The sequence below is a fragment of the Oceanobacillus salinisoli genome, assembly GCF_009733865.1.
GTDB classification, from domain to species: Bacteria; Bacillota; Bacilli; order Bacillales; family Amphibacillaceae; genus Oceanobacillus; species Oceanobacillus salinisoli.
Genome location: NZ_WOFB01000001.1, coordinates 284,639 through 306,710, shown reverse-complemented (window position 1 = coordinate 306,710; position 22,072 = coordinate 284,639). Strand labels below are relative to the sequence as shown.

The 22,072-nt window shown below is 37.4% G+C and carries 22 protein-coding genes; 11 read left to right on the top strand and 11 right to left on the bottom strand.

Going from position 1 to position 22,072, the window contains the following annotated elements:
- Nucleotides 1–6: 6 nt before the first annotated feature.
- Genes menH through GMJ66_RS01375 form a run of 3 tightly spaced genes read right to left on the bottom strand, consistent with a single transcriptional unit; the run spans nucleotide 7 to nucleotide 3,957 of the window.
- On the bottom strand, nucleotides 7–807 hold the full coding sequence (gene menH, locus GMJ66_RS01385) for a 2-succinyl-6-hydroxy-2,4-cyclohexadiene-1-carboxylate synthase (RefSeq protein ID WP_231514777.1): 801 nt from the start codon (nucleotides 805–807) through the stop codon (nucleotides 7–9).
- A gap of 4 nt (nucleotides 808–811) precedes the next feature.
- Nucleotides 812–2,566, bottom strand: a complete 1,755-nt coding sequence (gene menD / locus GMJ66_RS01380; protein ID WP_156288547.1) for a 2-succinyl-5-enolpyruvyl-6-hydroxy-3-cyclohexene-1-carboxylic-acid synthase — start codon at nucleotides 2,564–2,566, stop codon at nucleotides 812–814.
- Nucleotides 2,566–3,957 (bottom strand): isochorismate synthase, encoded by a 1,392-nt coding sequence (locus GMJ66_RS01375; RefSeq protein ID WP_156288546.1) that lies wholly within the window; start codon nucleotides 3,955–3,957, stop codon nucleotides 2,566–2,568. Before GMJ66_RS01375 ends, menD begins: the two co-directional genes overlap by 1 nt.
- A 302-nt stretch (nucleotides 3,958–4,259) precedes the next feature.
- On the opposite strand from GMJ66_RS01375, the gene GMJ66_RS01370 reads away from it, so the two are divergent.
- Together GMJ66_RS01370 and GMJ66_RS01365 are read left to right on the top strand one after the other, a co-directional pair.
- Complete coding sequence (locus GMJ66_RS01370) at nucleotides 4,260–5,198, top strand: 1,4-dihydroxy-2-naphthoate polyprenyltransferase (protein ID WP_156288545.1); 939 nt, start codon at nucleotides 4,260–4,262, stop codon at nucleotides 5,196–5,198.
- A gap of 236 nt (nucleotides 5,199–5,434) precedes the next feature.
- Nucleotides 5,435–5,824, top strand: coding sequence for a hotdog fold thioesterase (locus GMJ66_RS01365; protein ID WP_156288544.1), 390 nt, complete (start codon nucleotides 5,435–5,437; stop codon nucleotides 5,822–5,824).
- 114 nt (nucleotides 5,825–5,938) lie between these two features.
- Here the strand turns inward: GMJ66_RS01365 and GMJ66_RS01360 are convergent, their stop codons facing one another.
- Both GMJ66_RS01360 and GMJ66_RS01355 read right to left on the bottom strand, forming a co-directional pair.
- Entirely contained in the window at nucleotides 5,939–6,550 is a 612-nt protein-coding gene (locus tag GMJ66_RS01360; protein ID WP_156288543.1) for a YdcF family protein, read from the bottom strand.
- A 476-nt stretch (nucleotides 6,551–7,026) separates the two neighbouring features.
- Nucleotides 7,027–8,085, bottom strand: a complete 1,059-nt coding sequence (locus tag GMJ66_RS01355) for a M20/M25/M40 family metallo-hydrolase (RefSeq protein WP_156288542.1) — start codon at nucleotides 8,083–8,085, stop codon at nucleotides 7,027–7,029.
- A gap of 117 nt (nucleotides 8,086–8,202) precedes the next feature.
- On the opposite strand from GMJ66_RS01355, the gene GMJ66_RS01350 reads away from it, so the two are divergent.
- The 5 genes from GMJ66_RS01350 (at nucleotide 8,203) to GMJ66_RS01330 (ending at nucleotide 14,410) form a co-directional block, all read left to right on the top strand.
- Nucleotides 8,203–8,748: a thioredoxin family protein gene (locus GMJ66_RS01350; RefSeq protein WP_156288541.1), complete on the top strand. Its 546-nt coding sequence runs from the start codon at nucleotides 8,203–8,205 to the stop codon at nucleotides 8,746–8,748.
- Between the two features lie 321 nt (nucleotides 8,749–9,069).
- On the top strand, nucleotides 9,070–10,068 hold the full coding sequence (locus GMJ66_RS01345; RefSeq protein ID WP_156288540.1) for a potassium channel family protein: 999 nt from the start codon (nucleotides 9,070–9,072) through the stop codon (nucleotides 10,066–10,068).
- 139 nt (nucleotides 10,069–10,207) lie between these two features.
- Nucleotides 10,208–10,597, top strand: coding sequence for a S1 domain-containing post-transcriptional regulator GSP13 (gene yugI / locus GMJ66_RS01340; RefSeq protein WP_156288539.1), 390 nt, complete (start codon nucleotides 10,208–10,210; stop codon nucleotides 10,595–10,597).
- An 814-nt stretch (nucleotides 10,598–11,411) separates the two neighbouring features.
- Nucleotides 11,412–12,758 (top strand): glucose-6-phosphate isomerase, encoded by a 1,347-nt coding sequence (locus tag GMJ66_RS01335; RefSeq protein ID WP_156288538.1) that lies wholly within the window; start codon nucleotides 11,412–11,414, stop codon nucleotides 12,756–12,758.
- A 482-nt stretch (nucleotides 12,759–13,240) separates the two neighbouring features.
- A complete protein-coding gene (locus GMJ66_RS01330) occupies nucleotides 13,241–14,410 on the top strand; it encodes a MalY/PatB family protein (RefSeq protein WP_156288537.1) in 1,170 nt (389 codons plus the stop codon).
- Between the two features lie 55 nt (nucleotides 14,411–14,465).
- Here the strand turns inward: GMJ66_RS01330 and GMJ66_RS01325 are convergent, their stop codons facing one another.
- Nucleotides 14,466–15,059, bottom strand: coding sequence for a superoxide dismutase family protein (locus GMJ66_RS01325; protein WP_156288536.1), 594 nt, complete (start codon nucleotides 15,057–15,059; stop codon nucleotides 14,466–14,468).
- 154 nt (nucleotides 15,060–15,213) lie between these two features.
- The gene (locus GMJ66_RS01320) at nucleotides 15,214–15,417 is read right to left on the bottom strand and encodes a hypothetical protein (RefSeq protein ID WP_231514776.1); all 204 of its coding nucleotides are present in this window, start codon (nucleotides 15,415–15,417) and stop codon (nucleotides 15,214–15,216) included.
- Between the two features lie 120 nt (nucleotides 15,418–15,537).
- Here GMJ66_RS01320 and kapB point away from each other — a divergent pair, with 120 nt between their 5' ends.
- Nucleotides 15,538–15,942 carry a sporulation phosphorelay system protein KapB gene (gene kapB / locus GMJ66_RS01315; RefSeq protein WP_156288535.1) on the top strand — a complete coding sequence of 135 codons (405 nt, stop codon included), beginning with the start codon at nucleotides 15,538–15,540 and terminating at the stop codon, nucleotides 15,940–15,942.
- Between the two features lie 66 nt (nucleotides 15,943–16,008).
- On the opposite strand, the gene GMJ66_RS01310 is transcribed toward kapB, so the two are convergent.
- Nucleotides 16,009–16,272 (bottom strand): phosphocarrier protein HPr, encoded by a 264-nt coding sequence (locus GMJ66_RS01310; RefSeq protein WP_156288534.1) that lies wholly within the window; start codon nucleotides 16,270–16,272, stop codon nucleotides 16,009–16,011.
- 216 nt (nucleotides 16,273–16,488) lie between these two features.
- Here GMJ66_RS01310 and deoD point away from each other — a divergent pair, with 216 nt between their 5' ends.
- Together deoD and GMJ66_RS01300 are read left to right on the top strand one after the other, a co-directional pair.
- The gene (gene deoD / locus GMJ66_RS01305; RefSeq protein ID WP_156288533.1) at nucleotides 16,489–17,196 is read left to right on the top strand and encodes a purine-nucleoside phosphorylase; all 708 of its coding nucleotides are present in this window, start codon (nucleotides 16,489–16,491) and stop codon (nucleotides 17,194–17,196) included.
- A gap of 531 nt (nucleotides 17,197–17,727) precedes the next feature.
- On the top strand, nucleotides 17,728–18,201 hold the full coding sequence (locus GMJ66_RS01300) for a divergent PAP2 family protein (RefSeq protein ID WP_156288532.1): 474 nt from the start codon (nucleotides 17,728–17,730) through the stop codon (nucleotides 18,199–18,201).
- A 45-nt stretch (nucleotides 18,202–18,246) separates the two neighbouring features.
- Here the strand turns inward: GMJ66_RS01300 and GMJ66_RS01295 are convergent, their stop codons facing one another.
- From GMJ66_RS01295 to GMJ66_RS01285, 3 genes are all read right to left on the bottom strand, one after another.
- A complete protein-coding gene (locus tag GMJ66_RS01295; protein ID WP_156288531.1) occupies nucleotides 18,247–18,930 on the bottom strand; it encodes a 3D domain-containing protein in 684 nt (227 codons plus the stop codon).
- A gap of 71 nt (nucleotides 18,931–19,001) precedes the next feature.
- The gene (locus GMJ66_RS01290) at nucleotides 19,002–19,313 is read right to left on the bottom strand and encodes a YuiB family protein (RefSeq protein WP_156288530.1); all 312 of its coding nucleotides are present in this window, start codon (nucleotides 19,311–19,313) and stop codon (nucleotides 19,002–19,004) included.
- 95 nt (nucleotides 19,314–19,408) lie between these two features.
- Nucleotides 19,409–20,629, bottom strand: a complete 1,221-nt coding sequence (locus GMJ66_RS01285; RefSeq protein ID WP_156288529.1) for an NAD(P)/FAD-dependent oxidoreductase — start codon at nucleotides 20,627–20,629, stop codon at nucleotides 19,409–19,411.
- Between the two features lie 301 nt (nucleotides 20,630–20,930).
- On the opposite strand from GMJ66_RS01285, the gene GMJ66_RS01280 reads away from it, so the two are divergent.
- A complete protein-coding gene (locus tag GMJ66_RS01280) occupies nucleotides 20,931–21,923 on the top strand; it encodes an NAD(P)/FAD-dependent oxidoreductase (protein WP_156288528.1) in 993 nt (330 codons plus the stop codon).
- Nucleotides 21,924–22,072 lie beyond the last annotated feature (149 nt).

Genomic DNA, 22,072 nt, shown 5'->3' with positions numbered 1-22,072 from the left:
TAACTGTTATGTATTGTCTTTCATAAATGATGTTACTAGTTTACCAAAAATATCTGGCTTTTCCACGTGAACTGCATGTCCTGCTTGTTCACATATTTTTAGCTTACACGAAATCAACAATTTTTGCATCTTTTTATTGATTTGGATAAACTTTTCATCCCGTTCCCCAACAAGTAATAAAACGGGAATTCGCATAGATGGGAGGTGTTCCCACCAGGATGGCTGCTTTCCTGTTCCCATATATCTTAAGGACATTGACAAACCTTCCTCTGATTGGGAAAGTCGCTCCTGTCTGATTTCCTGCTGAACCTCCGGAGATAATTCTTTTTGCGAGGCAAACATCGGGATATTTCCCCAAAAGTCCACAAACGCTCGTATTCCCTCTTTTTCTATCTTTTTGGCTAGTTGTTCATCATTTTTGATCCGTTTGTTGCGGTCTTTTTCTTCCGATAAACCTGGAGAAGCACTTTCTAAAATCAGTGATCGGACTCCTCCAGGATGCATGATGGCATAAGATAATGCCGTCCTTCCCCCCATGGAATAACCAAGAAGGTGAAAGGAATCCAGTCCAATCGAGCGAAACAGGAGCTCTATATCGTTACAGCACTCCTCCATATTTCTAGGTGTATGAATTTTCGTTTTTCCATGTCCAGGTAAGTCGACAGTAATAAGTCTGAACCCTTCAGCAAATTTTGTAAAATTCTTCCATGTCGATGTACTGCCAGTGAATCCATGGAGCAATACAACAGGGACTCCCTCTCCATGAACCTCATACCAATACATGGCATCATTTATCGAGTAATACAAATCATCATCCCCAACGCTCCAGAATCTCTCGTTCAATAGCACTCCATATTTGACGATGCCAGGTCACATTCTCTTTTCGGTCTGTTTTTATTTCAACGACATGCAAGCCTTCTTGATTGTAGCTCGTCAGGAGTAATTCTTTTAATTCTCCTTCTGTGCGGGCAACCCCGTATTTTCCGCCGTACATAAAGGCAGCATATCTAAAATCCATTTCAAGCGGTGTTCCAAACAAAGTTTCGAAATGTTTCTTATCATTAGACTGAGGCAAGAAAGAAAAAATTCCACCACCATTATTGTTAATTAAAAGGATCGTCACATTTAAGTTATATTGTTTTGCAGCCAACAAACCATTCATATCATGATAAAAGGATAAATCACCTGCAACAATAGTTACCGGTTTCCCAGAAGCTGCTGCTCCCATACCACTTGAAATCAAACCATCAATCCCATTTGCCCCACGATTGGCAAGGACCGTCACCTGATTTTTCGTTGTCATCATAAAACTGTCTACATCCCGAATTGGCATACTGTTGGCAGCATAGACATAACTGTCATTGGGAGTAACATTAAACAAGCTTCGAATGGCTTCTCCTTCTGTAATACTTTCTCCACTGCTTCCCTGCAAATGTTTTTTTGCAATGTGATTCATACCCTGCCAGTATTTTAGCCATTCTGCATCAAATTCTTCCTCAAAATCGGCAACTGCAAGTAAATCCTCACATAAATTAACTGGGTCTGAAAAAATAAATTCCGTTGTATTGCCAGTCGGTTCTCTATATCCAGCATGCTTTTCGACAACAAACTGCATCACATCGTTGTTTTCTTTCATGTAAAATAAGAACGGCTTAGAAACAGGCATGGCACCAAATCGGATAATGAAGTCGGGCTTTAATAAGCCACGAATGGTTTTATTTCGTAAAAAAGCATCGTAGCCTTCAATGATATGGTCGATGGAGTGACCACCTGCTCGCACTTGGGATAAAGGATCCGCCAGTACAGGCACCCCCCATTCCCTAGCAAGCTCTGAAACTGCTTCGGCTAGGTTTTTATCTGTTTGCGGACCACAAACAATTAACCCTCTTTCCTGATTCTCCAGTTTCTTCACAAGGAGTTGAAGCTGATAAGCATTAAGCTGCTTTAAGCCATCGTAGGCAAACGTACTAGATTGCTCCCAGTTCTCGACACCAACTGGTTCCCAAATATTTTCTATGGTAAAGTCAGGTGTCAGTGGTTCACGAAATGGAAAATTCAAATGAACTACTCCCGGATTTCCTTCACCGGCCATATAAACGGCACGAGCAGCATTATTCCTTACGTATTGCAGCATTTGCGGGGTTGCTTCAGGCAAAGCCATTTCATGGAACCATTTCACATATTCCCCGTACAGGTTAATTTGTTCAATAGCCTGTGGTGCCCCTACATCACGGAGCTCATGCGGACGATCAGCTGTAAGAACAATTAATGGGATTCTACTGTAATGTGCTTCAACAACCGCTGGAAAGTAATTAGCTGCGGCCGTACCTGAAGTGCATACAAGGACAACAGGACGTCCTGTTTGCTTCGCCATTCCTAATGCAAAAAATGCAGCGGATCGCTCATCTACAAGCACCCATTCCTTCATCGCTGGATGTTCTGTAAATGTTAAGGCAAGTGGTGTGGAACGAGATCCAGGTGAAATAACGACATCCATCACACCACTCTTTGTTAGTTCATCCACAAAATTTGCGGTATATCTAGTTAGTGTTTCCGTATGATCCATTATGGCTGTCCCCCTAGAACAGATAACATCGGCAAAAATTTGATGTTTGTTTCTTCATATTCTTCATCTGGCTTGGAGTCTTTAACAACACCACAGCCCGCAAATAATGAAGCTTCTTTTTCTTGTAAAAGTGCTGAACGAATAGCAACTGCAAACTCGCCATTTTGATTGCTGTCCAACCAGCCAATCGGCGCTCCATACCAGCCTCGGTCCAACTGTTCATTTTCTCGAATAAATGCAAGGGATAAATCTCTCGGTGTTCCACCCAAGGCTGGTGTAGGGTGTAAATTTTCTATAATATCAAACAAGCTATATCCAGGTTTTAATGTTCCACTTACAGGTGTATATAAATGCTGGAGATTTTTTAAAGGATATATCACTGGTTCATTTGGAACATCTAAATCGGAACAGTAATCCTCCATTGCCTGCTTAATCATCTGCACAACAAAATCATGTTCATCCCGATTTTTCTGATCATGTAACAGTCTGTCACTAAGTTCCCAATCTTCCTCCAACGTTTTTCCCCTTGGAGCAGTTCCAGCTAAACAGGTAGATAGCAGACGGTCTTTTTCACGTTTGACTAACCTTTCCGGTGTTGCACCAATGAAACAATCTTCTTCTTTTTCAAAAGCAAATATATAACTATTTGGCTGGGTATCCATTAATTTCTGGATAATGGACCCTACATTTGCATTCTCGTTAAATGTTAAGCGCATTTCTCGTGCCAATACAATTTTTTCCGCTTCGGTATGGCGAATTTCTTCGGTTGCCTTACGTACCGTTTCTTTCCATTCCAGCGGCATTATTTCCTGCTTTCCTTCAATAGACAATACTTGCTTGGATACCGATGTTCCTGAAAAAAGCTTCTCCTCCATTTGTTTAAGCTCGTTCGCTAATTGTGCAGGATGGTCATTTTTCCTAACTAAAGTATTGGTGGTATAATAATATTCTTGATTATTCATCGTTAATAAAAATTCCGGAATCGTAAAATGACTCGGCTTAAAATTCTTCCATAACGAGGTGGAAGCTTTTTCCGGGTCAAAGGACATGCCACCAAGTGCAACAATACCAGTACCTGGCGTTTGGTATGGATTATAAACCAGCGCTTTATCCAATATTTCCTGCCACGCTTTCTTGGTTTTGGCAAACCGGGACTCCGTGGCAATGAGTTCGTAGGTCTGTCCAATACCAACTAAGCAAAAATCCTTCTGTGTACTCGTCCAAAATGTACGATTCTTCTCTATATGTTTCGCCCCTTCAAAGAAGTGAAGAGCGTTATATTTTTCGATTTTTTTCGTAACACTAACAAGCTGAAAGTCCTCATCATGTTCCAGACTATCTATTGCCTTTTCCAGCAAAACATCAACTTGTCCCTCTTTTATTTCAATCATTTTACGTAAACCTCCGATATGTGACAAAAGCACCCATATACATTTTATTCTCTTTTTGTATCTTTCTCAAGAAAATCCCTTTACCTTTTCATAATTAGTCTATCACAACTAGCGGAAATCATTGACACCCCCTGACAATTCTCCTAAAATTAATATGATAATTTAAAAAGGCATTTTTCGTTAGTTTTGTTATTTTCTTAACCATGCAGTACATATAAAGTCCAAGCATAGTATAACTGGATGCTAAACTACTTCTCAGAAAAGCAAATTATCGTAGAATCCATTTCAGGAGGAAAACTTCCATGCAGTATACTAAAAAAAATAATAATTTAAGAGAAGCTTTAAATGAAAAAGATGGGTTCCACATATGGTGGCGAATGATTCGTCCGCATACTCTTACCGCTTCTTTTATACCGGTATTTGTAGGAACAATGCTGGCCTATATTGACGGCTCCATTGATTGGATATTGTTCCTGGCCATGCTCATTGCTTCTATGCTGATTCAAACGGCAACGAACTTATTTAATGAATATTATGATTTTAAACGTGGATTGGATACGGAAGAATCTGTCGGAATAGGCGGTTCCATTGTACGCGATGGGATTAAACCAGATACCATTAAAAACCTGGCCATTACTCTTTACATTTTTGCCATGATGCTTGGTGTATATATTTGTTTTGCATCAAACTGGTGGATTATGGTGATTGGTTTAGCTTGTATGGCAGTAGGATACTTATATACGGGTGGACCATTGCCCATCTCTTCTACCCCATTTGGAGAGTTAGCATCTGGATTACTCATGGGTTCTGTCATTATCGGAATTAGCTATTTCATTCAAACTGACGTGTTAATCGGAAAAGTAGTTTGGATTTCTATTCCGATTATGATTCTTATTGGCAGCATTAACTTAGCTAATAACATTCGAGACCGTGATGGAGATAAAAAAGGTGGCCGGAAAACAATCCCTGTTTTATTAGGAAGAGAAAAGTCCGTTACATTTATGGCAATTCTATTTATTATTACTTATTTCTTAACAGCCGTTTATATCACTCTCGGTCTGCTGCCATTATGGTCGCTCCTCACATTTATTAGTGTACCTATCGCTAAAAATGTGATTAAAAATTTCCGTGGAAAAACCGAACCACTTGAGATGATGCCAGCAATGAAAGCAACTGGAAAGACAAATACCATCTACGGGTTTCTGTTAGGGATTTCCTTATTCATTAGTCATTTCATTTAAAAGTGCGTGTTCAAAAAGGAGGATGAAAAGGACCGAGAAGTTCGAGGCGGCGAAGCTTTGAGTAGCGGAACGTATAAAGTTAATACGTGAGCAACGGAAAAGCGAGCCAACGAGCTTCCACAGGAGGTGGTGACTTCTACGTTGCCCACAGGACGTGGGCGGTTTTAGTAGAAGGTCCTCTATCGATGTGTCCTTTTCACCGGACTTTTTGAACATCCTCTAAAAGGGGGAATATCATGCAAAACTTTAACCATACACTTATGGAATCCTTAGGGATAGAAATAAGTTCCATTAACAAGGAAGAAGTTATTATGACGATGCCAGTAGATCACCGAACCCATCAACCTGCTGGCTACTTGCATGGCGGTGCATCTGTAGCACTTGCTGAAACCGTAGCGAGTGTAGGTGCAGCAGCAAATGTCGATTTGGAAAAATATAATGTGTTTGGCATTGAAATTAACGCCAACCACATAAAGAGCAAAAAAGAAGGCATAGTTACTGCTAAAGGTACACCAATTCATTCGGGTAAAACTACTGCAGTGTGGGAAATTAGGATTACGGATGAAGAGGATAATCTAGTATGTATATCAAGATGCACCATTGGGATTGTACCTAAGAGGAAGTAGAATAATATGCAAAAAAGCTCTGATCGATGACAGAGCTTTTTTGCGTGTTAGGAGAATGTTGGACAAGAAGCAGGTTCTACGTAGCTAAAAAAACACCAATCCGCTCAGTAAATATTAATTTGATAGTTTAATATCTTCATCCTTCAAAGCTCCTTTTTTCACGTAGTTGATAATCTTCGTACATTCTGCTTCAACTCGCTTTCTTCCTTCTACACTACGAAACCAATTATCTTTTCTCGTATTTTGATCAATAGCTGGACACAAGCTAAAATTTATCCAGTTTGGCATATATGTTTTCATAGTTAAATGCAGTCTTCTCATATGATAAGCAGTGGTTACAATTAAAATTCTTTCCATTTGGTGCAATTGAAATGCCCTGCTCAACACCAATAGGGAGGCAAGCACGTTTTCCAGTGTGTGTAATGACTGGTCTTCCGTTAAAATATCCTTTTCAGGGATTCCTAATGCCATGGCTTTGTTTTTTAGTATCATTGCTTCTGGAAGTCCATTTCCATTCCACTTCACACCTCCTGAAAATAATATTTTAGGAGCCCTCCCTTGTTTATAAAGCTCTATCGCTTTAGGTAAACGATAGTGTACTGCTGTACTGCTGCCCGCTACAAAAATACAATCTCCAGTATTTTTATCATCCTCAATACCAGTAAATAAAAGGTTTGTCATTTGTTGAACTGTGAGATTTTCACTTTCCAATTTAGATATAAACATTGGTTACCCCTCGCTTGGTCAACGTTTAATTGTTTATTTTAAAAATATGATACCTAATATTTTTTATAGGGAAAGCTAACCCACTTTGGATTGGCTTCCCTATATAATCTATGTAAATTTTGTTTGTTGTTGTTCTATCCAATTACTCATTTTTGTAAACTAATCCAACTTACGACCCTTACAGGTTGCTTAAAGTGGGGGCTTTTTGGGGAATCGCCACCTTTAGCAGCTGAAATGCCAAGCTAACCCTCTTGTTCCAAAGGTTTTTCTTAATCACCAAATTTATACAATAATCAGAATTATTATACTTCATATCTACTAAATGAAGGGTAAAGAATGAAATAAGTAAATTTCCCGGGGAATAACTAAATCTTCAAAACTTTTATTCAGATTGAGTAATAATTGCCTATCTTCTTCTTAAATTATAAAAAGAGCAGACAACTTGATCAATCAGTTGCCTGCTTCTCTGTAGTTCTTTAGTCCTCCAGTGGATTTAAGCTCTCATTCCCTGTCAAATCTGCAATCATGGTTACGAGCAAGTCAATTTCTTCATCTATATCTTTCAAACTTGCTGTTTCAACTGGAGAGTGCATGTACCGAAGTGGTAGAGACACGAGTGAAACGGGAACTCCTTTTCCAGTCAAGCGCATCTTGTCCGCATCGGTTCCAGTCATACGTGGTGTCAATTCATATTGAACATTCATATTTAATTTTTTGGCCGTCTTTTCCAATAATTGATTGATTTTAATGTTGATTGGAGCACCTTTTGCTAACACTGGACCTTTCTCCAGACGGACGTCCCCATGCTTGTTTTTATTTACCCCAGGATAATCCGTTGCAAAGGTTACATCACATGCAAGAGCCATGGTCGGTTCAATTCCCGCTGCAGCAAAATATGCTCCACCCATATTCGTTTCTTCATTTACCGTGCTGGCAGCATATACGCCAACCTTTGTGCCCTTTTCAGCCAATCGTTTTAAAACCTCCGCAACAATAAAGGCACCTGTACGATTATCTAATCCACGCCCAGATACATAACGTTCTATTAAAATTTCCGGTTCTGTTTTATAAACGCACAAGTCACCAATCTGTACATGTTTTTCCGCTTCCACTTTGGATTGGTAGCCACAATCAATAAATAAATCCCCTAACCCAAAATCATCCTTTAATCCTCCATGATGCTGGGCATTCACTCCGATGACACCAGTAACTGTTTTTCCATATCCTAAAACAGTAACATGCATTCCTACTGCCGCTTTCGGATTAATTCCACCCACTTTTTCAAAATGCAAAAAGCCGCTTTCGTCAATTCGATTGATTACTAATGCAATTTCATCACAGTGCCCGGCAAGTAATACTTTAAACTCGGCATCAGGATTTAACACACCAATAGCATTCCCTGCATTGTCGGTTATGATATTATCTGCAAAATCTTTCACATAATTTATCCATTTCTTCTGAATCTGCATCTCCATACTTGATGGGGATGGAGTGTTTAAAAGCTCGATTAAAAATTCCTGATTAAATTTCGTCATATGTAATTCCTCCTCGTTCAGCATCTACATTAATCATAGCAAAAATTTACCACAAGAGCACATTTGTTTACGGTGATAGATAACATCGATAAAATAAAAAGAAAAGGAGTGTCGATAATGGAACTAAATCAATGGTTTGAAAAAGCGATGCCTGCTAGAGAATATATTGAAAACATGGAAAAAAATAAGGAAGGATTATTACATATTTACCAGCATTTCCATACACCAGAAGGCCTGGATTGGTTTAAAGATTTACAAAATAAGAATCTCCGTGCCATTGTACTAACCGAAGACTGGTGCGGAGATGCCATGCTGAATATCCCTATTCTGCTAAAAATTGCTGAAAAAGCGGGAATGGAAGTACGGATGCTGCTACGTGACGAGAATCTGGAATTAATGGATCAGTATTTAACTAACGGAAAATCGCGTTCTATTCCTATTTTCATTTTTGTCGATGAACAAGGTAATGAAGTGGCAAAATGGGGACCGCGCGCCAAAAAAGTTCAGGAGTGTGTTGATCAAAAGCGAAGCACCCTTCCCTCTCAGGATGCTGCTGATTATCAGGAACAACTCAAAGAATTGTTCACATCCATGCAGCAAACCTTCCAAACCAATACAGACTTCTGGGACGAAGTGTATCAAAGTATTAAAGCGGTTCTATAACTTTTTATAAATGATAATTCTCCTGAAATATCGTGAATTCTTGAAGTGGGAGTCTTACTGCCGGTTAATCACGTGAAACTGCAAAACAAGTGCGCGTCTGCCCAATCAGCTATGTGTAGATGCGCACTTAGAACAACACTTCAGCCTGCTCGAAAGAACACTTCATTGATTTACTTTTTCTACAACGATGTAACGCTGCCGCAGCCTTTCCTCTTCAGGTCTATCCTCCCCACACCTTATCTTCCCAATAGTAAATGATGTATAACAATGAAAAAACTTTGTCCATACTATTAAGAACAAAATCCTTAATAGGTGACACACATGACGATTAAATTATTTAAATATCTTTATTTCCGTCTTCCCATTCTTGTCAAACTGCTTTTATTCGTTTTTATCCTTATGTCTCTTTTTGGTGCGATCATACATTTTGTTGAACCTGTTCAGTTTCCTACCATATTTGATGGAATTTGGTGGGCTTTTGTTACTGCAGCAACAGTTGGATATGGTGATTATGTACCTTTAACTCCCATTGGAAGAATAGTAGCTATAACATTAATGCTTACTGGGGGAACGATGATTGCATTTTATGTATCTTCCGTTTCTTCTGCAACAATCAGGAAAGAACATGACCTTCAGCACGGAAAACTAAAATATAAAGGTCACCATCACCTTATTTTTATTGGATGGAATGAGCGCACCAGACAACTAGTGAAAACCATTTCGGATAAGTTTCCTGAAATTGAAATCGTCTTAATTGACCGAACGAAAAGACATATTTTCTATAATGAATATCCTGTTCATTTTATTCATGGGGATGCAACCGAGGATCATGTTCTGGAAATGGCAAACATTCAGCAGGGTTCAAGGGTTCTCATTACAGCAGATGATTCCAAAAATGAAAGACAAGCCGATAACTGGACGATTCTTGCTACATTAGCTATTCGTGGAAATAACAAGGATATTCCAATTATTGCAGAAATCTTATCAAAGGTTCAAATTGAAAATGCTTTAAGAGCAGGTGCTACCACAATTATAAGGTCCAATGATTTTATGAGTCTTTTATTTTTTCATGAACTATCCCATAAAAAGACAGCTACACCGTTTGAGGATATTATCCACATCCTAAGTCAAAAGCAATTTTCGCATGAAGAGTGTCCAAAAGAACTAATGGGTCTGTCTTTCATCGAAGCATCACAAATCTTATTAAAGCAAGGACACCTTTTACTTGGAGTTATTCGTGATAATACCTATCAAATTCACCCCTCACCAGATTTTGTTTTGAAAGAAAAAGATGTGTTATTTTCATTAATAAAATGGTGAAATAAATATTTTTTGAGCAAAACATCTTGTCCTGCTAACTTTCGAAAGCTAGAGGTTTACAAATAAGTCTTTGCGGGAATCTCCATTATATGCTAAAATAATATATTGTGTGAAAAGAATCGAATAGGAGATGTTCAGCATGGCAAATAAGTTTGAGGCTGGTCAAGTATTAGAAGGAAAAGTTACTGGAATTCAGCCATACGGAGCGTTTATCGCGTTAGATGAAGAAACTCAAGGGTTAGTTCATATTTCTGAAATTACTCACGGTTTTGTTAAAGATATTAATGATCATTTATCAGTTGGAGAAGAAGTAAAAGTAAAAGTATTAAATGTGGACGATGAGAAAAATAAAGTATCCCTGTCCATCCGCGCAACAGAAGAAGCACCTAAAAGACCTGTTTCTAAGCCGAATAAAGTTCAAGCACCTAAACAGGAAGCAGAAACAGCAGCAGGATTTAATACATTAAAAGACAAACTTCAAGAGTGGATTGAACAATCCGAAGAACGTGAAGGTACATTCAAAAAATAAGTATTTAGGCTGAGACAAAAGTGTTTCAGTTAAGAAAAGCGCAAGCGCCCGTTTAGCGACGTACGGACTGCGCCTGGCCATGCCAGGTGGTTCGGTGTTGCCGCGCAAAGCGGCGGTTTTAACCGAACAGTCCCCGCAGGAGATAAAGAAAACACGACGAACGGAGTGAGTCGATGTTGACTTATCGTACGGAGGTGAGGGAAGTCCGCTAGTCGCTGGGCGATGGAGCTAGACATCAAAGCAAAAAATTTATACTTTCTTATCTGTTAAAGAAAGTCCGAACGATGATTCAAAATTCTTTAGTTAGAATTCGAATTCGTTCGGATTTTTTTTATTCTATAAGGCTGTCTTCTAACTTCTAAAAGGATAGGACTGAGTTATCCATCCCACCGAATTATTTGTTATTTTTTTCACTAAATACATAGACTGCAAAGTAACTTTATATTATGGTGGAGCTAAAATTACCGCTACGGAAATACACTACGCTATTGTTGAGTATTGTAACTTCCTAACATATTATAATTGTTGCCTTATACCATCTGTTGGTTAATTACTATTAAAATGGTTGATTGTAGCGGAATCGGGCGGAACACTATACTAGTTCGTACTTTATATCTACTGCAAAGTTAAATCTTCATTAACTTGAAATCTTTCATGTTTAGGTAAGACGTTAACAGGAGCGAATCCGGGCTTTTTTACAAAAATTCCCTCATTTGTGCATTATTTTACAATCTCTTTCTTGATTTACGATGTTGAATTCGATAAAGTATGTATATGTATAAATACTTAAATCTTATTATGAGGAGGATTCACCATGACACATGTTTCATTTAAATATGATAAAGCATTATCGTTCTTCAATCAAAGTGAATTGGACAACCTTAGTGGCTTTGTAGAATCAGCACACAACATGTTACATAATAAAACCGGAGCTGGTAGTGACTTTTTAGGCTGGGTAGACCTACCTGAAAACTACGATAAAGAAGAATATTCCCGCATTAAAACGGCAGCTAGTAAAATTAGGAAAGATTCCGATGTATTGCTTGTAATTGGGATTGGCGGATCTTACCTGGGTGCGAGAGCCGCCCTGGAAATGCTAAACCATTCATTCCAAAACCTACTTTCTAAGGAAGAAAGAAATGCTCCACAAATCATTTTTGTTGGTCATCATTTAAGTTCTACATACATGAGTGAATTATTTGATGTGTTAAAAGATAAAGATTTCTCCATCAATGTGATTTCAAAAAGTGGAACAACAACAGAACCGGCTGTTGCTTTCCGTATTTTCAAAAAATACCTGGAAGAAAAATATGGTGTAGAAGAAGCGAAAAAACGTATTTATGCAACTACAGATAAAGAAAAAGGCGCATTAAAAACTTCCGCAAATGAAGCAGGCTATGAAACATTCGTTATTCCTGATGATGTAGGTGGCCGTTATTCCGTATTAACAGCTGTAGGCTTGCTTCCAATTGCAGTAAGTGGAATAAATACAGATGATATGATGCAAGGTGCAAAAGATGCGATGAACGATTTTTCAGAGCCATCTTTAGATAAAAATGCAGCATACCAATATGCAGCAGTTCGGAATGTATTATATAGCAAAGGGAAAGTAACAGAACTTCTTATTAACTATGAACCAAGCTTGCAATATTTCTCTGAATGGTGGAAGCAATTATTTGGCGAAAGTGAAGGAAAAGACCAAAAAGGGATTTATCCTTCCTCTGCTAACTTTACAACTGACCTTCACTCACTAGGTCAATATATTCAAGAAGGACGCCGCAATATTTTCGAAACCATTCTTCATGTAAATAAATCGAAAAAAGACTTAACACTTGAAGCAGAAGAAAACAATTCGGATGGCTTAAACTACTTAGCTGGTAAAACCATTCATGAAATCAATGATAAAGCATTCCAAGGTACGATGCTTGCACATACGGATGGTGACGTTCCTAACCTAATTGTGGAAGTACCCGAACTTGATGCCTATACATTTGGTTACCTAGTATACTTTTTTGAAAAAGCTTGCGGTATGAGTGGATATTTATTGGGTGTAAATCCATTCGATCAACCAGGTGTAGAAGCATACAAGAAAAATATGTTTGCCCTATTAGGTAAACCTGGATTTGAAAGTGAAAAAGAAGAATTGGAAAAACGTCTTTAATAAAGAAAGCACCTCACTTTAATATGAGGTGCTTTTCTTTATCCTCTACATATCCATCATCATTTCCAAACCCCATCTTTCATGATTACAATGATTCTCAAATTACAGCACCATATATTTAACAGTTATCTCCAACCTCTCTGTTGTTCATTTCAACTAAGAATGAACGAATGAATCAACAACAAAAAAACTTTTTTAAATTTTTTTCGGAAAATAGGTTTATAATTTTTATACATGGGTATAACTAATAACGTAAGACTTTCTCGTATTCCCCCTGTATGCAAGGCGTTTCGACGCTTTGCTTTTTTTTTGCTCATAGAAGAGTATAAATTGAAAGTTGGATTACCTGCTAAGTAAAACAAACACATACACTTAGGGACAAGCGAATGTGTTCGTTTTCTAAGAGACTTTTTTCAATTTATCACTCTTTTTCTGATATAATAATAATCAATAATTAACAATTAGGAGGTTTACATATACATATGAGTATCTTTGAAGAAGTACATGATCGACTAAAAACCCGCTCCATGAAATGGGATATGCGCAAAGCTGTTTTTCAAACGGAAGACGTATTACCAATGTGGGTTGCTGACATGGATTTTAAAGCACCTAAGGAAGTCAATGAAGCTTTAATAAAACGTGCAGAGCATGGTATTTACGGGTATACCGTTGTTGATAATGATGTAAAAGACTCCATTGTAAATTGGGTAAAAACGAGACATGGCTGGGATATCAAACGTGAGTGGCTATCCTTCAGTAAAGGTGTTGTAACAAGTTTACATATGGCTGTACAGGCGTTTACAGACCCAAAAGACAAAATTCTCATTCAAACACCTGTCTACAGCCCCTTTTACAAAGTGATAGAGACACATGACCGAGAAATAGTAAAAAACCCTCTCGTTCAAAATGACAATTATTACACGATTGACTTTGAAGATTTTGAAGAAAAATTAAAGAACGGTGTAAAAGCATTTATTTTATGTTCTCCACATAATCCTGTAGGTAGGGTTTGGAAAGAAGAAGAATTAAAAGAAATGGCGAGGCTTTGCTTGAAACATGATGTATTGGTTATTTCCGATGAAATTCATGCTGACCTCGTATTTGCAGGTGAAAAACATATTCCAATCGCTTCTCTTTCCGAAGAGATTGCTCAACATACAATAACTTGTATGGCCCCATCGAAAACATTTAATCTGGCTGGTTTAGAAGCATCCTATGTCATTACAAGCGATAAAGAAAAAAGGGACCGATTAATCGCTCAATTTAATAAGCAAGGACATGGTAATGGGCTAAACACGATGGCCAATACAGCCTTAGAGTCCGCCTATAACCACGGTGCTCCGTGGCTGGATGAACTTAACACTGTGCTGGAAGGACATAAGAATTACGTAACAAAGCAATTGCAAAGAAATACTGATTTAAAAGTTATACGATCTGAAGGAACTTACCTAGTATGGATTGATTGCAGTGCACTAGGTTTAGATGCCAAGGAACTGAAGAAGTTTATGATTCATGAAGCAAAGGTTGGCCTAAATGCCGGAATTGATTACGGAGAAGAAGGAAAACAATTTATGCGCATGAATATTGCATGTCCACGCGCAACGATAGAAGAAGGTGTAAAACGAATTATCGATGCGGTAAACCACAAATAAAAATAGTTACTGGAAAAACCCCGTAACGCTAAAGCGTTAGCGGGGTTTTTATTTTTTATTCCTGTTCTTCATTTGTTTCCGTAGGGTCACTAGGGGTTTCCTGTGTATTCGAATCTGAACCAGCATCTGGGTCAGCAACAATCTCCCCGCAAATAATTCTATTACCAGAGTCACCTGCTGGTTGGCTAACTCCATCATCCTGAGATTCATGGACAACAAGTGATGTTCCTTCTCCGCGGAGAATTGACTTTTTCCCATCCGCTAACGTAGCACCTGCAAGCATTAATTCCGCATCCACCAAGCCCCCACCATCTGCTTCAACGTTCGGTAAATCACCTAAATGCGCACCTTCAGGATGCATTAGACCATGTTCATTCCCTTCCGGATCCAAATGGTTTCCGGCACTTTTAAAATCTGGCCCTTCACAGGTAGGAAATTCATGAACATGAATTCCATGATATCCTGGTTCCAGTCCTTCTAATTTTAATTTAACTTGAACGCCATCAGGCATTTCATTTAATGTAGCTGTTCCAACCATATCTCCTGCACCATTATACATTTCGACCGTTCTTGTTGTTTCATCGTTTCCTCCCGCTCCATTGCAAGAAGCTAATAATAATACCGTAAAAGCTAAGATAAATAGACGCATGTATTAAACTCCTTTTAAAGTAAGTCGCTTTTACCGTTATTATTCACTAGCACTATTAAATTTATACCGCCTTAGGTGCCTGGCACTTCCCAATTTTGTCGAAAGCAAAAAATAGTCCTCATTTTACTATTAGAGGACTATTTTTATATGCTTGTTATTCACTTTTTGGGGGATTAGCAGCTTCCTGCAATCTTTTTTCATATTTTTTGTTAAATTCAGCTTCATCTTTCTTGGACTTTTTATAAAATAAGTACATGGCAAAACCTGCTAAAGCCATGAAAACGGCTAAAGAAATAACTGCAGGAATATATTCTGCTTTATCTTCTGGAAAATATAGAAATGGCATAAAAATATACATTCGTATCCCTTCCTTCCATTCTTATTATAGCAAATATAAACTATATACCAAACCATTCTAATCTTATTATTCGCTAATTCCTTCTATTTTTGGCAAAATACATAATAGAGGTGATATGTTATGGCAGAAGTAAACATTGGAGATATTGTAAAAGCACATTATCATTCTGGTACGTACATAGGTAGGGTCATAGAAGACCGCGGAGCCAATTATCTTGTAGAAGTATTATCTGTTTATAAACATCCAATGCAGGGAGATTTGCATAATCCCGGAAAAGTGGAGAATGTCTTTTTCCATGAACGGAAAGCATTATTTTATCGGGAGAAAATGAATGTAAAGAAACCTGCTGTACATCTCTATGATGAAGAAGTTCCACCTTATGGAGAATCATTAAAAGAAGCTGTGAACAGCTACAAAGAAAAACTGCTCCAGGAAGATACTGCTTATCATAAACAAGCTCTACAAACATTAAGCAATTTGGAAGAGAATTATTACAAAAAACGTTATTACCATGTAAAAAGCTAGAGATTGCCTCTAGCTTTTTATATGGCGATCCCACTTAAGGAAATCGGCGTATCAATAGTTCATCTATTATTCACCCAAATGTTCTTTAATAACCTCTGCTAACGCTTCAATTGCAGCGTCTTCATCATTTCCTTCTGCAGTGACTTCAATTTCCGCCCCATTAGGAATACCTAATGACATGACACCCATAATAGATTTTAGGTTTACACTCTTCCCTTTATAGTTTACATTAATCTCGGATTCAAATTGCCCTGCTTTATTAACCAGTAATGTTGCTGGTCTTGCATGAACTCCAGTCTCCGCTGTAATTTTAAATGTTTGTGCTTTCATTAATATATTCATCCTTCCAGTACTTTAAAATTCATGATCGTACGTTTCTAACTATAGTATGTACGAAATGACTATGTTTATTATATACAATTATATTGATTTATGAAACCAAAAAGTATATAAAGAATGGAGTCTTTTACTAAAATTTGTCTTCTTTTTTACAATATGATACCGTTAGTTCTGAAACTGAATACTGTAAAGGAGGATTAATACTCAATGAGTGTACATATTGGGGCAAAAAAAGGAGAAATTGCCGATAAAATCTTATTACCTGGAGATCCATTACGTGCAAAGTTTATTGCAGAAAACTTTTTGGAAGATGTAAAACAGTACAATGAGGTACGCGGTATGTTAGGATTTACCGGAACATATAAAGGTGAGCGAGTATCTGTTCAGGGAACAGGAATGGGGGTACCATCCATCTCCATTTACGTGAACGAATTAATTCGTGAATATGATGTTCAAAAACTAATCCGTGTTGGTACTTGTGGTGCATTACAAAAAGATGTCAAAGTACGTGACGTAATCTTAGCCCAAGGAGCTACCACAGATTCTCAAACAAACCGTCTCATATTTAATGGCATTGATTTCGCCCCATTAGCAGATTTTGAACTTCTAAAAAATGCCTATGAAATTGGAAATGAAAAAGGATTGAACCTTCAAGTTGGAAATGTCTTCACAAGTGATTCGTTCTACCGTGATAATGGACAGGAAATCAATGAGCTGCTTGCAAGTTATCAGGTGCTCGCTGTTGAAATGGAAACTACTGCACTTTATACACTTGCTGCGAAATACGGCCGTAATGCATTATCTGTATTAACAGTATCTGATCATATTTTAACCGGGGAAGAGACAACAGCAGAAGAACGTCAAACCACATTTAACGAAATGATGGAAATTGCATTAGATACGATTATTAAATAAAAGACGAGGATATCCTCGTCTTTTTTATTGGCTTTTTTTCTAAAAGATGTACAGAGTACGACATATAACTTAAAATGATGTTCTGTGCGGTTAACCGCTCCGGAAATACACTACACTTGTAAAGCTGTAGCGAGACCTCCCTCACCTCTGAACGGCAATGTTAACAAATTACTCCATTATGAAAAAGAATGTTTTTATCAAGAAATAACTCTAAATAAGCATCCAGCCTAGATTTTCACGGCTTCACTCTCTTTTTTCTTTCGTTTACCTACCTAAATCGGTATGGTAAAATAACTACATCTACATAATATACAATTACCGGGTTTCATATCCCATAAATTGAATTTTAAATCCGTTCCAGTTAACCACGTGAAATCACTAATATGTTTTTAAACTTATCATACTTTTGAACTTTGTGACGATAATTTATGATCTTTTCAAGTACATTCTTCCTCAAATTTAGTAAAGATCAAATAGTATGTTTTACCTTAGAAAAAATGAAAATTAGACTAGGAAGGTGTTTATACGTACATGGAAATATTTACTAACTTTCCAATATGGGCTGCGTTTTCTGGCATTGTTTTTGCTCAGATAATTAAAGTCCCAATAAAATTTTTAGTTACAAAAGAATTTACACCAAGTATCGCTTTTAGTACCGGTGGTATGCCAAGCAGTCACTCAGCTGCTGTGGCAGCACTGACTACAGCTATTGGCATGGTAGAAGGAGTGTCCTCATCCATGTTTGCGATTGCTGCCATATTTAGTGTCATCACAATGTATGACGCTTCCGGAGTTCGTCGCCATGCTGGTAGACATGCTGTAGCCCTGAATCGGTTGATTGATGACTTCCAATTATTTTTCGAGCACGCTAAAGACTGGAACAGAAAAGAAGAATATGAAAAACGTAAGGAATTAAAAGAACTGCTTGGACATGAACCCAGTGAAGTATTTTTTGGTTTAATTACAGGTGTCATTGTTGCATTTGTGCTTTATCCACTTTTTTAAAAGAAAAAGAAGACTCCCACTTTTGGAGTCTTCTTTATTTAGCTTTTATTCCTCAGATACAATTTGCTGTCTGAATACCTGCAATGCTTCATTTTCATTTAATACTGTCAGTTCTTCTTCCGTCAGACTTCCATCACCTTGTTCAACCACATATACTTCCACTTCCTGCTTACCCCACTCGGAATAAACATCTTCTACGGTATCGTAATACAAGTCAATCTTATTTCCTTTTATCGCACTGCCAGTATCAGCTACTACACCATATCCATACCCTGGGATAAATAGAATGGTCCCAATAGGAAATATGCTTGTGTCCGCAGCAATAGTAGAGTATAAGTCTCTTTTCACTTTCACCCCAGAATATGTAATTCCATACTGAGGATGCGATTCTGTCTTACCGGTAGACTCAATTCCAGCCGTATATCCAGTTGCTACAACTGTTTTAGACGGATATTGTTCTACATTTACCGCTTCTTCTAAAGTTTTAGGGCCTTCAATTTCATCACTGGAAATTAATTTTTGTTTTGGTTTTACATAATTTAATTCTTTATCTTTTACCCTTATTTGTCTATACTCGGATGATAGCTTGTCTTCCCCTAATTGAATGTTTTCTGCCCAAACTTTCATATCTGAAATAGTAATGTTGGAAATGGAAGATACTGTCACATATAAAGCTGCCAAAAACAATAGTGACAATATGGTTCTGTGAATAAAATTTTTGATTTTCATGAATAACACCTCTCTGGATGTCATCATTTCCAATCTTAAACAATTTTATTCACATTTTTTATATAAATCTATTAAAACATGCCATAACCGCTCTTTCTTAATAGTTTCATAACAATGCCGGCTGTAATTGTACCAATGAATCCAAACAGAAAGAGAACCATATCATATCCGGTTAAATTCCCCAATATTCCACCCAGTTCTGAAAAAGCATTTCCCGGACTTGTAATATATTTCCATGTGGAAAGATTATCAATCATTAAAATAATAATAAATGGATAAAGATACGACATAAGCCAGGTTTTTCGGATAAGCATATTGACAATAAATGCTATCCCAAAAAACATAACAAAATATAATAAAATTGAAACCATTAATTGTACCAATCACGTAACTCCCTTCACTATCTATGTATCGACATCATTTTCATTTTATATGAATTCACACAAAAAGCAAAGGCACAGGTTTCCTTTGCTTTACTTTAATAATTTAAAAATTTAAATTTCCCTTTCTTCATGACCAGGTTCAACCCACCTAGTTTTAATAAATAACAACTATCGATCAAGATTTTTACTAATGGAGCCTTCCAGCCAACTAATTTTCGGTTATTGAAAATAACTCCAATACCATCGTAGCCACCTAACGAAACAATCATTCCTTTTATTTTAGGCTCAAAAGGTTTTAATTTTTTTTCCTTTAATATTGCCTTCACATTATGAGCCACTACAGATGCTTGCTGAACGGCAATTTGTGCAGTTGAATTACAAGCTTCACCACTCTCTTGATCGATGACATAAGCACAATCTCCAACAACATAAACATCCCTGCAGTCCAACGCATTTAAATACTTGGTTACCTCTACTTTTCCGTTCTTCGTACCAAGGCCCGACTTTTCAACTAGGGAATTTGCCCGTACACCTGCTGCCCAAATTTTTGTTGTAGTGGGGATCTCCTCTAAGCTCCCATCTTTTTCATATACAATACTATTTGGCTTACATTCCTTAAGTGTTGCACCAGTTATAATCTCAACACCACGTGATTCCAATGAATTCATTGCGTAATGTCTCAGTTTTTCGTCAAATCCACGTAAAATCGATGATTCTGCTTCTAACATAATGACTCGAACAAGCGCCTTTTCAATATCATATTCTTTACATAATTGAGGAATACGATCTGCTAATTCACCAGCAAATTCAGATCCGGTCGCCCCACCACCGCCAATTACAATATTAAGCCTAGCATCATTTTTTTCTGTTTCATTATGATAACAGGCAAAATTATATTCCAGATGCTCTCGAATGAGTCTTGCACTATTTATATCACCAATAGAGAAGGCATTCTTTTCCAATGCTGGCTCCCCCAACATTTCTGACTCAAACCCAAGGGCGATTACGAGGATATCGTAAGAAAGTGTTTCCTCCATTAACTTTACCTTTTTTTCTTCTGGTTTAATGGAAACCACTTTATCTAAAACAAAATTAATCTTATTTTCGTTTATAATCTCCCTGATTGGTACACGAGTACGTTCATGGTGTAAGGAACCTGCTGCATTTTCATGTAACCAGGCAGCCTGGTAGTGATAATCCTCTTTATTTACAAGCGTTATATCTGCCTCATTTACATGAAGTTGCTTTTGTAATTTTAATGCCGTCATCATTCCCCCATATCCCGCTCCAAGAATAACGATATGTGGTCTATGCATGAATTTCACTTCCATCTCTAATTCTAAAAATTGTAAAACTATTAATCTATCCAATTAATGGTAATGTTTTTATAACATTTTGTTACAATACTGTAACAAACCCACATGTTATCATAGCTTGTATTCCATTCTTTTTCAACCTTAAATGAAGATTCTCTTCTAAAAGCATTCATATTAAGTGGAATGCTACAATATGTCCAAACTTATTAAAAATAATATTCGATTTTTATTCATTCCACCGTTAGCTTGTTTATGATACTATTGTGTTGGACTAAAAATAGAAAAAGTGAGGGTAATTGCCATGTCAGAGAAATTATATGATGTAACAATTATTGGAGCAGGCCCTGTCGGATTATTCACAGCATTTTATGGAGGAATGCGGCAAGCAAGTGTGAAAATTATTGAAAGTTTACCTCACACTGGTGGACAATTGGCAGCCCTGTATCCCGAGAAATATATATATGATGTAGCTGGATTTCCAAAAGTTCGAGCTCAGGAATTAGTAGATAATTTAGAGAAGCAAGCCCGCATTTTTGATCCAACAATTGTTCTTGGTCAATCAATAGAAACGATTGAACGTCAAGAGGATGACTCTCTTAAGCTTACTTCCAGTACAGGAGAAGTTCACCATACGAAGACGATGATTATCACCGCTGGTAACGGTGCCTTTCAGCCTCGCCGTTTAAACATTGGGGAAAGCGAACAATTTGAAGGAATTAATCTTCATTACTATGTTCGGGACATGAATCAGTTTAAAGATCAGCATGTTGTTCTATTGGGCGGTGGAGACTCTGCAGTCGACTGGGCATTAATGCTTGAACCAATTGCAAAAAAAGTAACATTGGTTCATCGGCGTGATCAATTTAGAGCACATGAACACAGCGTTGAACAACTCCATGCCTCTACGGTCGATATCTTAACACCATATGTAGCAGCAGATATTACCACTTCCGATAAAATTGACCGCTTAATTTTACAGGAAGTAAAAGGCGAAAACCAGATTGAATTGGAGCCGGACTCCATTATATGTAACTATGGCTTTATTTCGAAATTAGGGCCAATCAAAGACTGGGGCTTAAATATCGAGAAAAACAGTATTGTTGTAAATTCTAAAATGGAAACTAACATTCCGGGAATTTATGCTGCAGGAGATATTTGTACATATGACGGGAAGGTAAAACTAATTGCCACCGGATTTGGCGAAGGACCAACAGCCATCAATAATGCAAAACGCTATATTGATCCAAAAGCAAGGGTTCAGCCAAAACATTCATCTGATTTGGATTTATTCTAAAATTTTTTTACAATAAATTTTTGCTATCCAAGGAACAAGCACATTAGAACAATAATCCTATAAAATGATTGTTCAACCAGTTTTTTTCATCTCCCCACTAGTTGTTCAATGAACAAATCTGGCTGTAAGACCCTCGCTTATCATTCTTA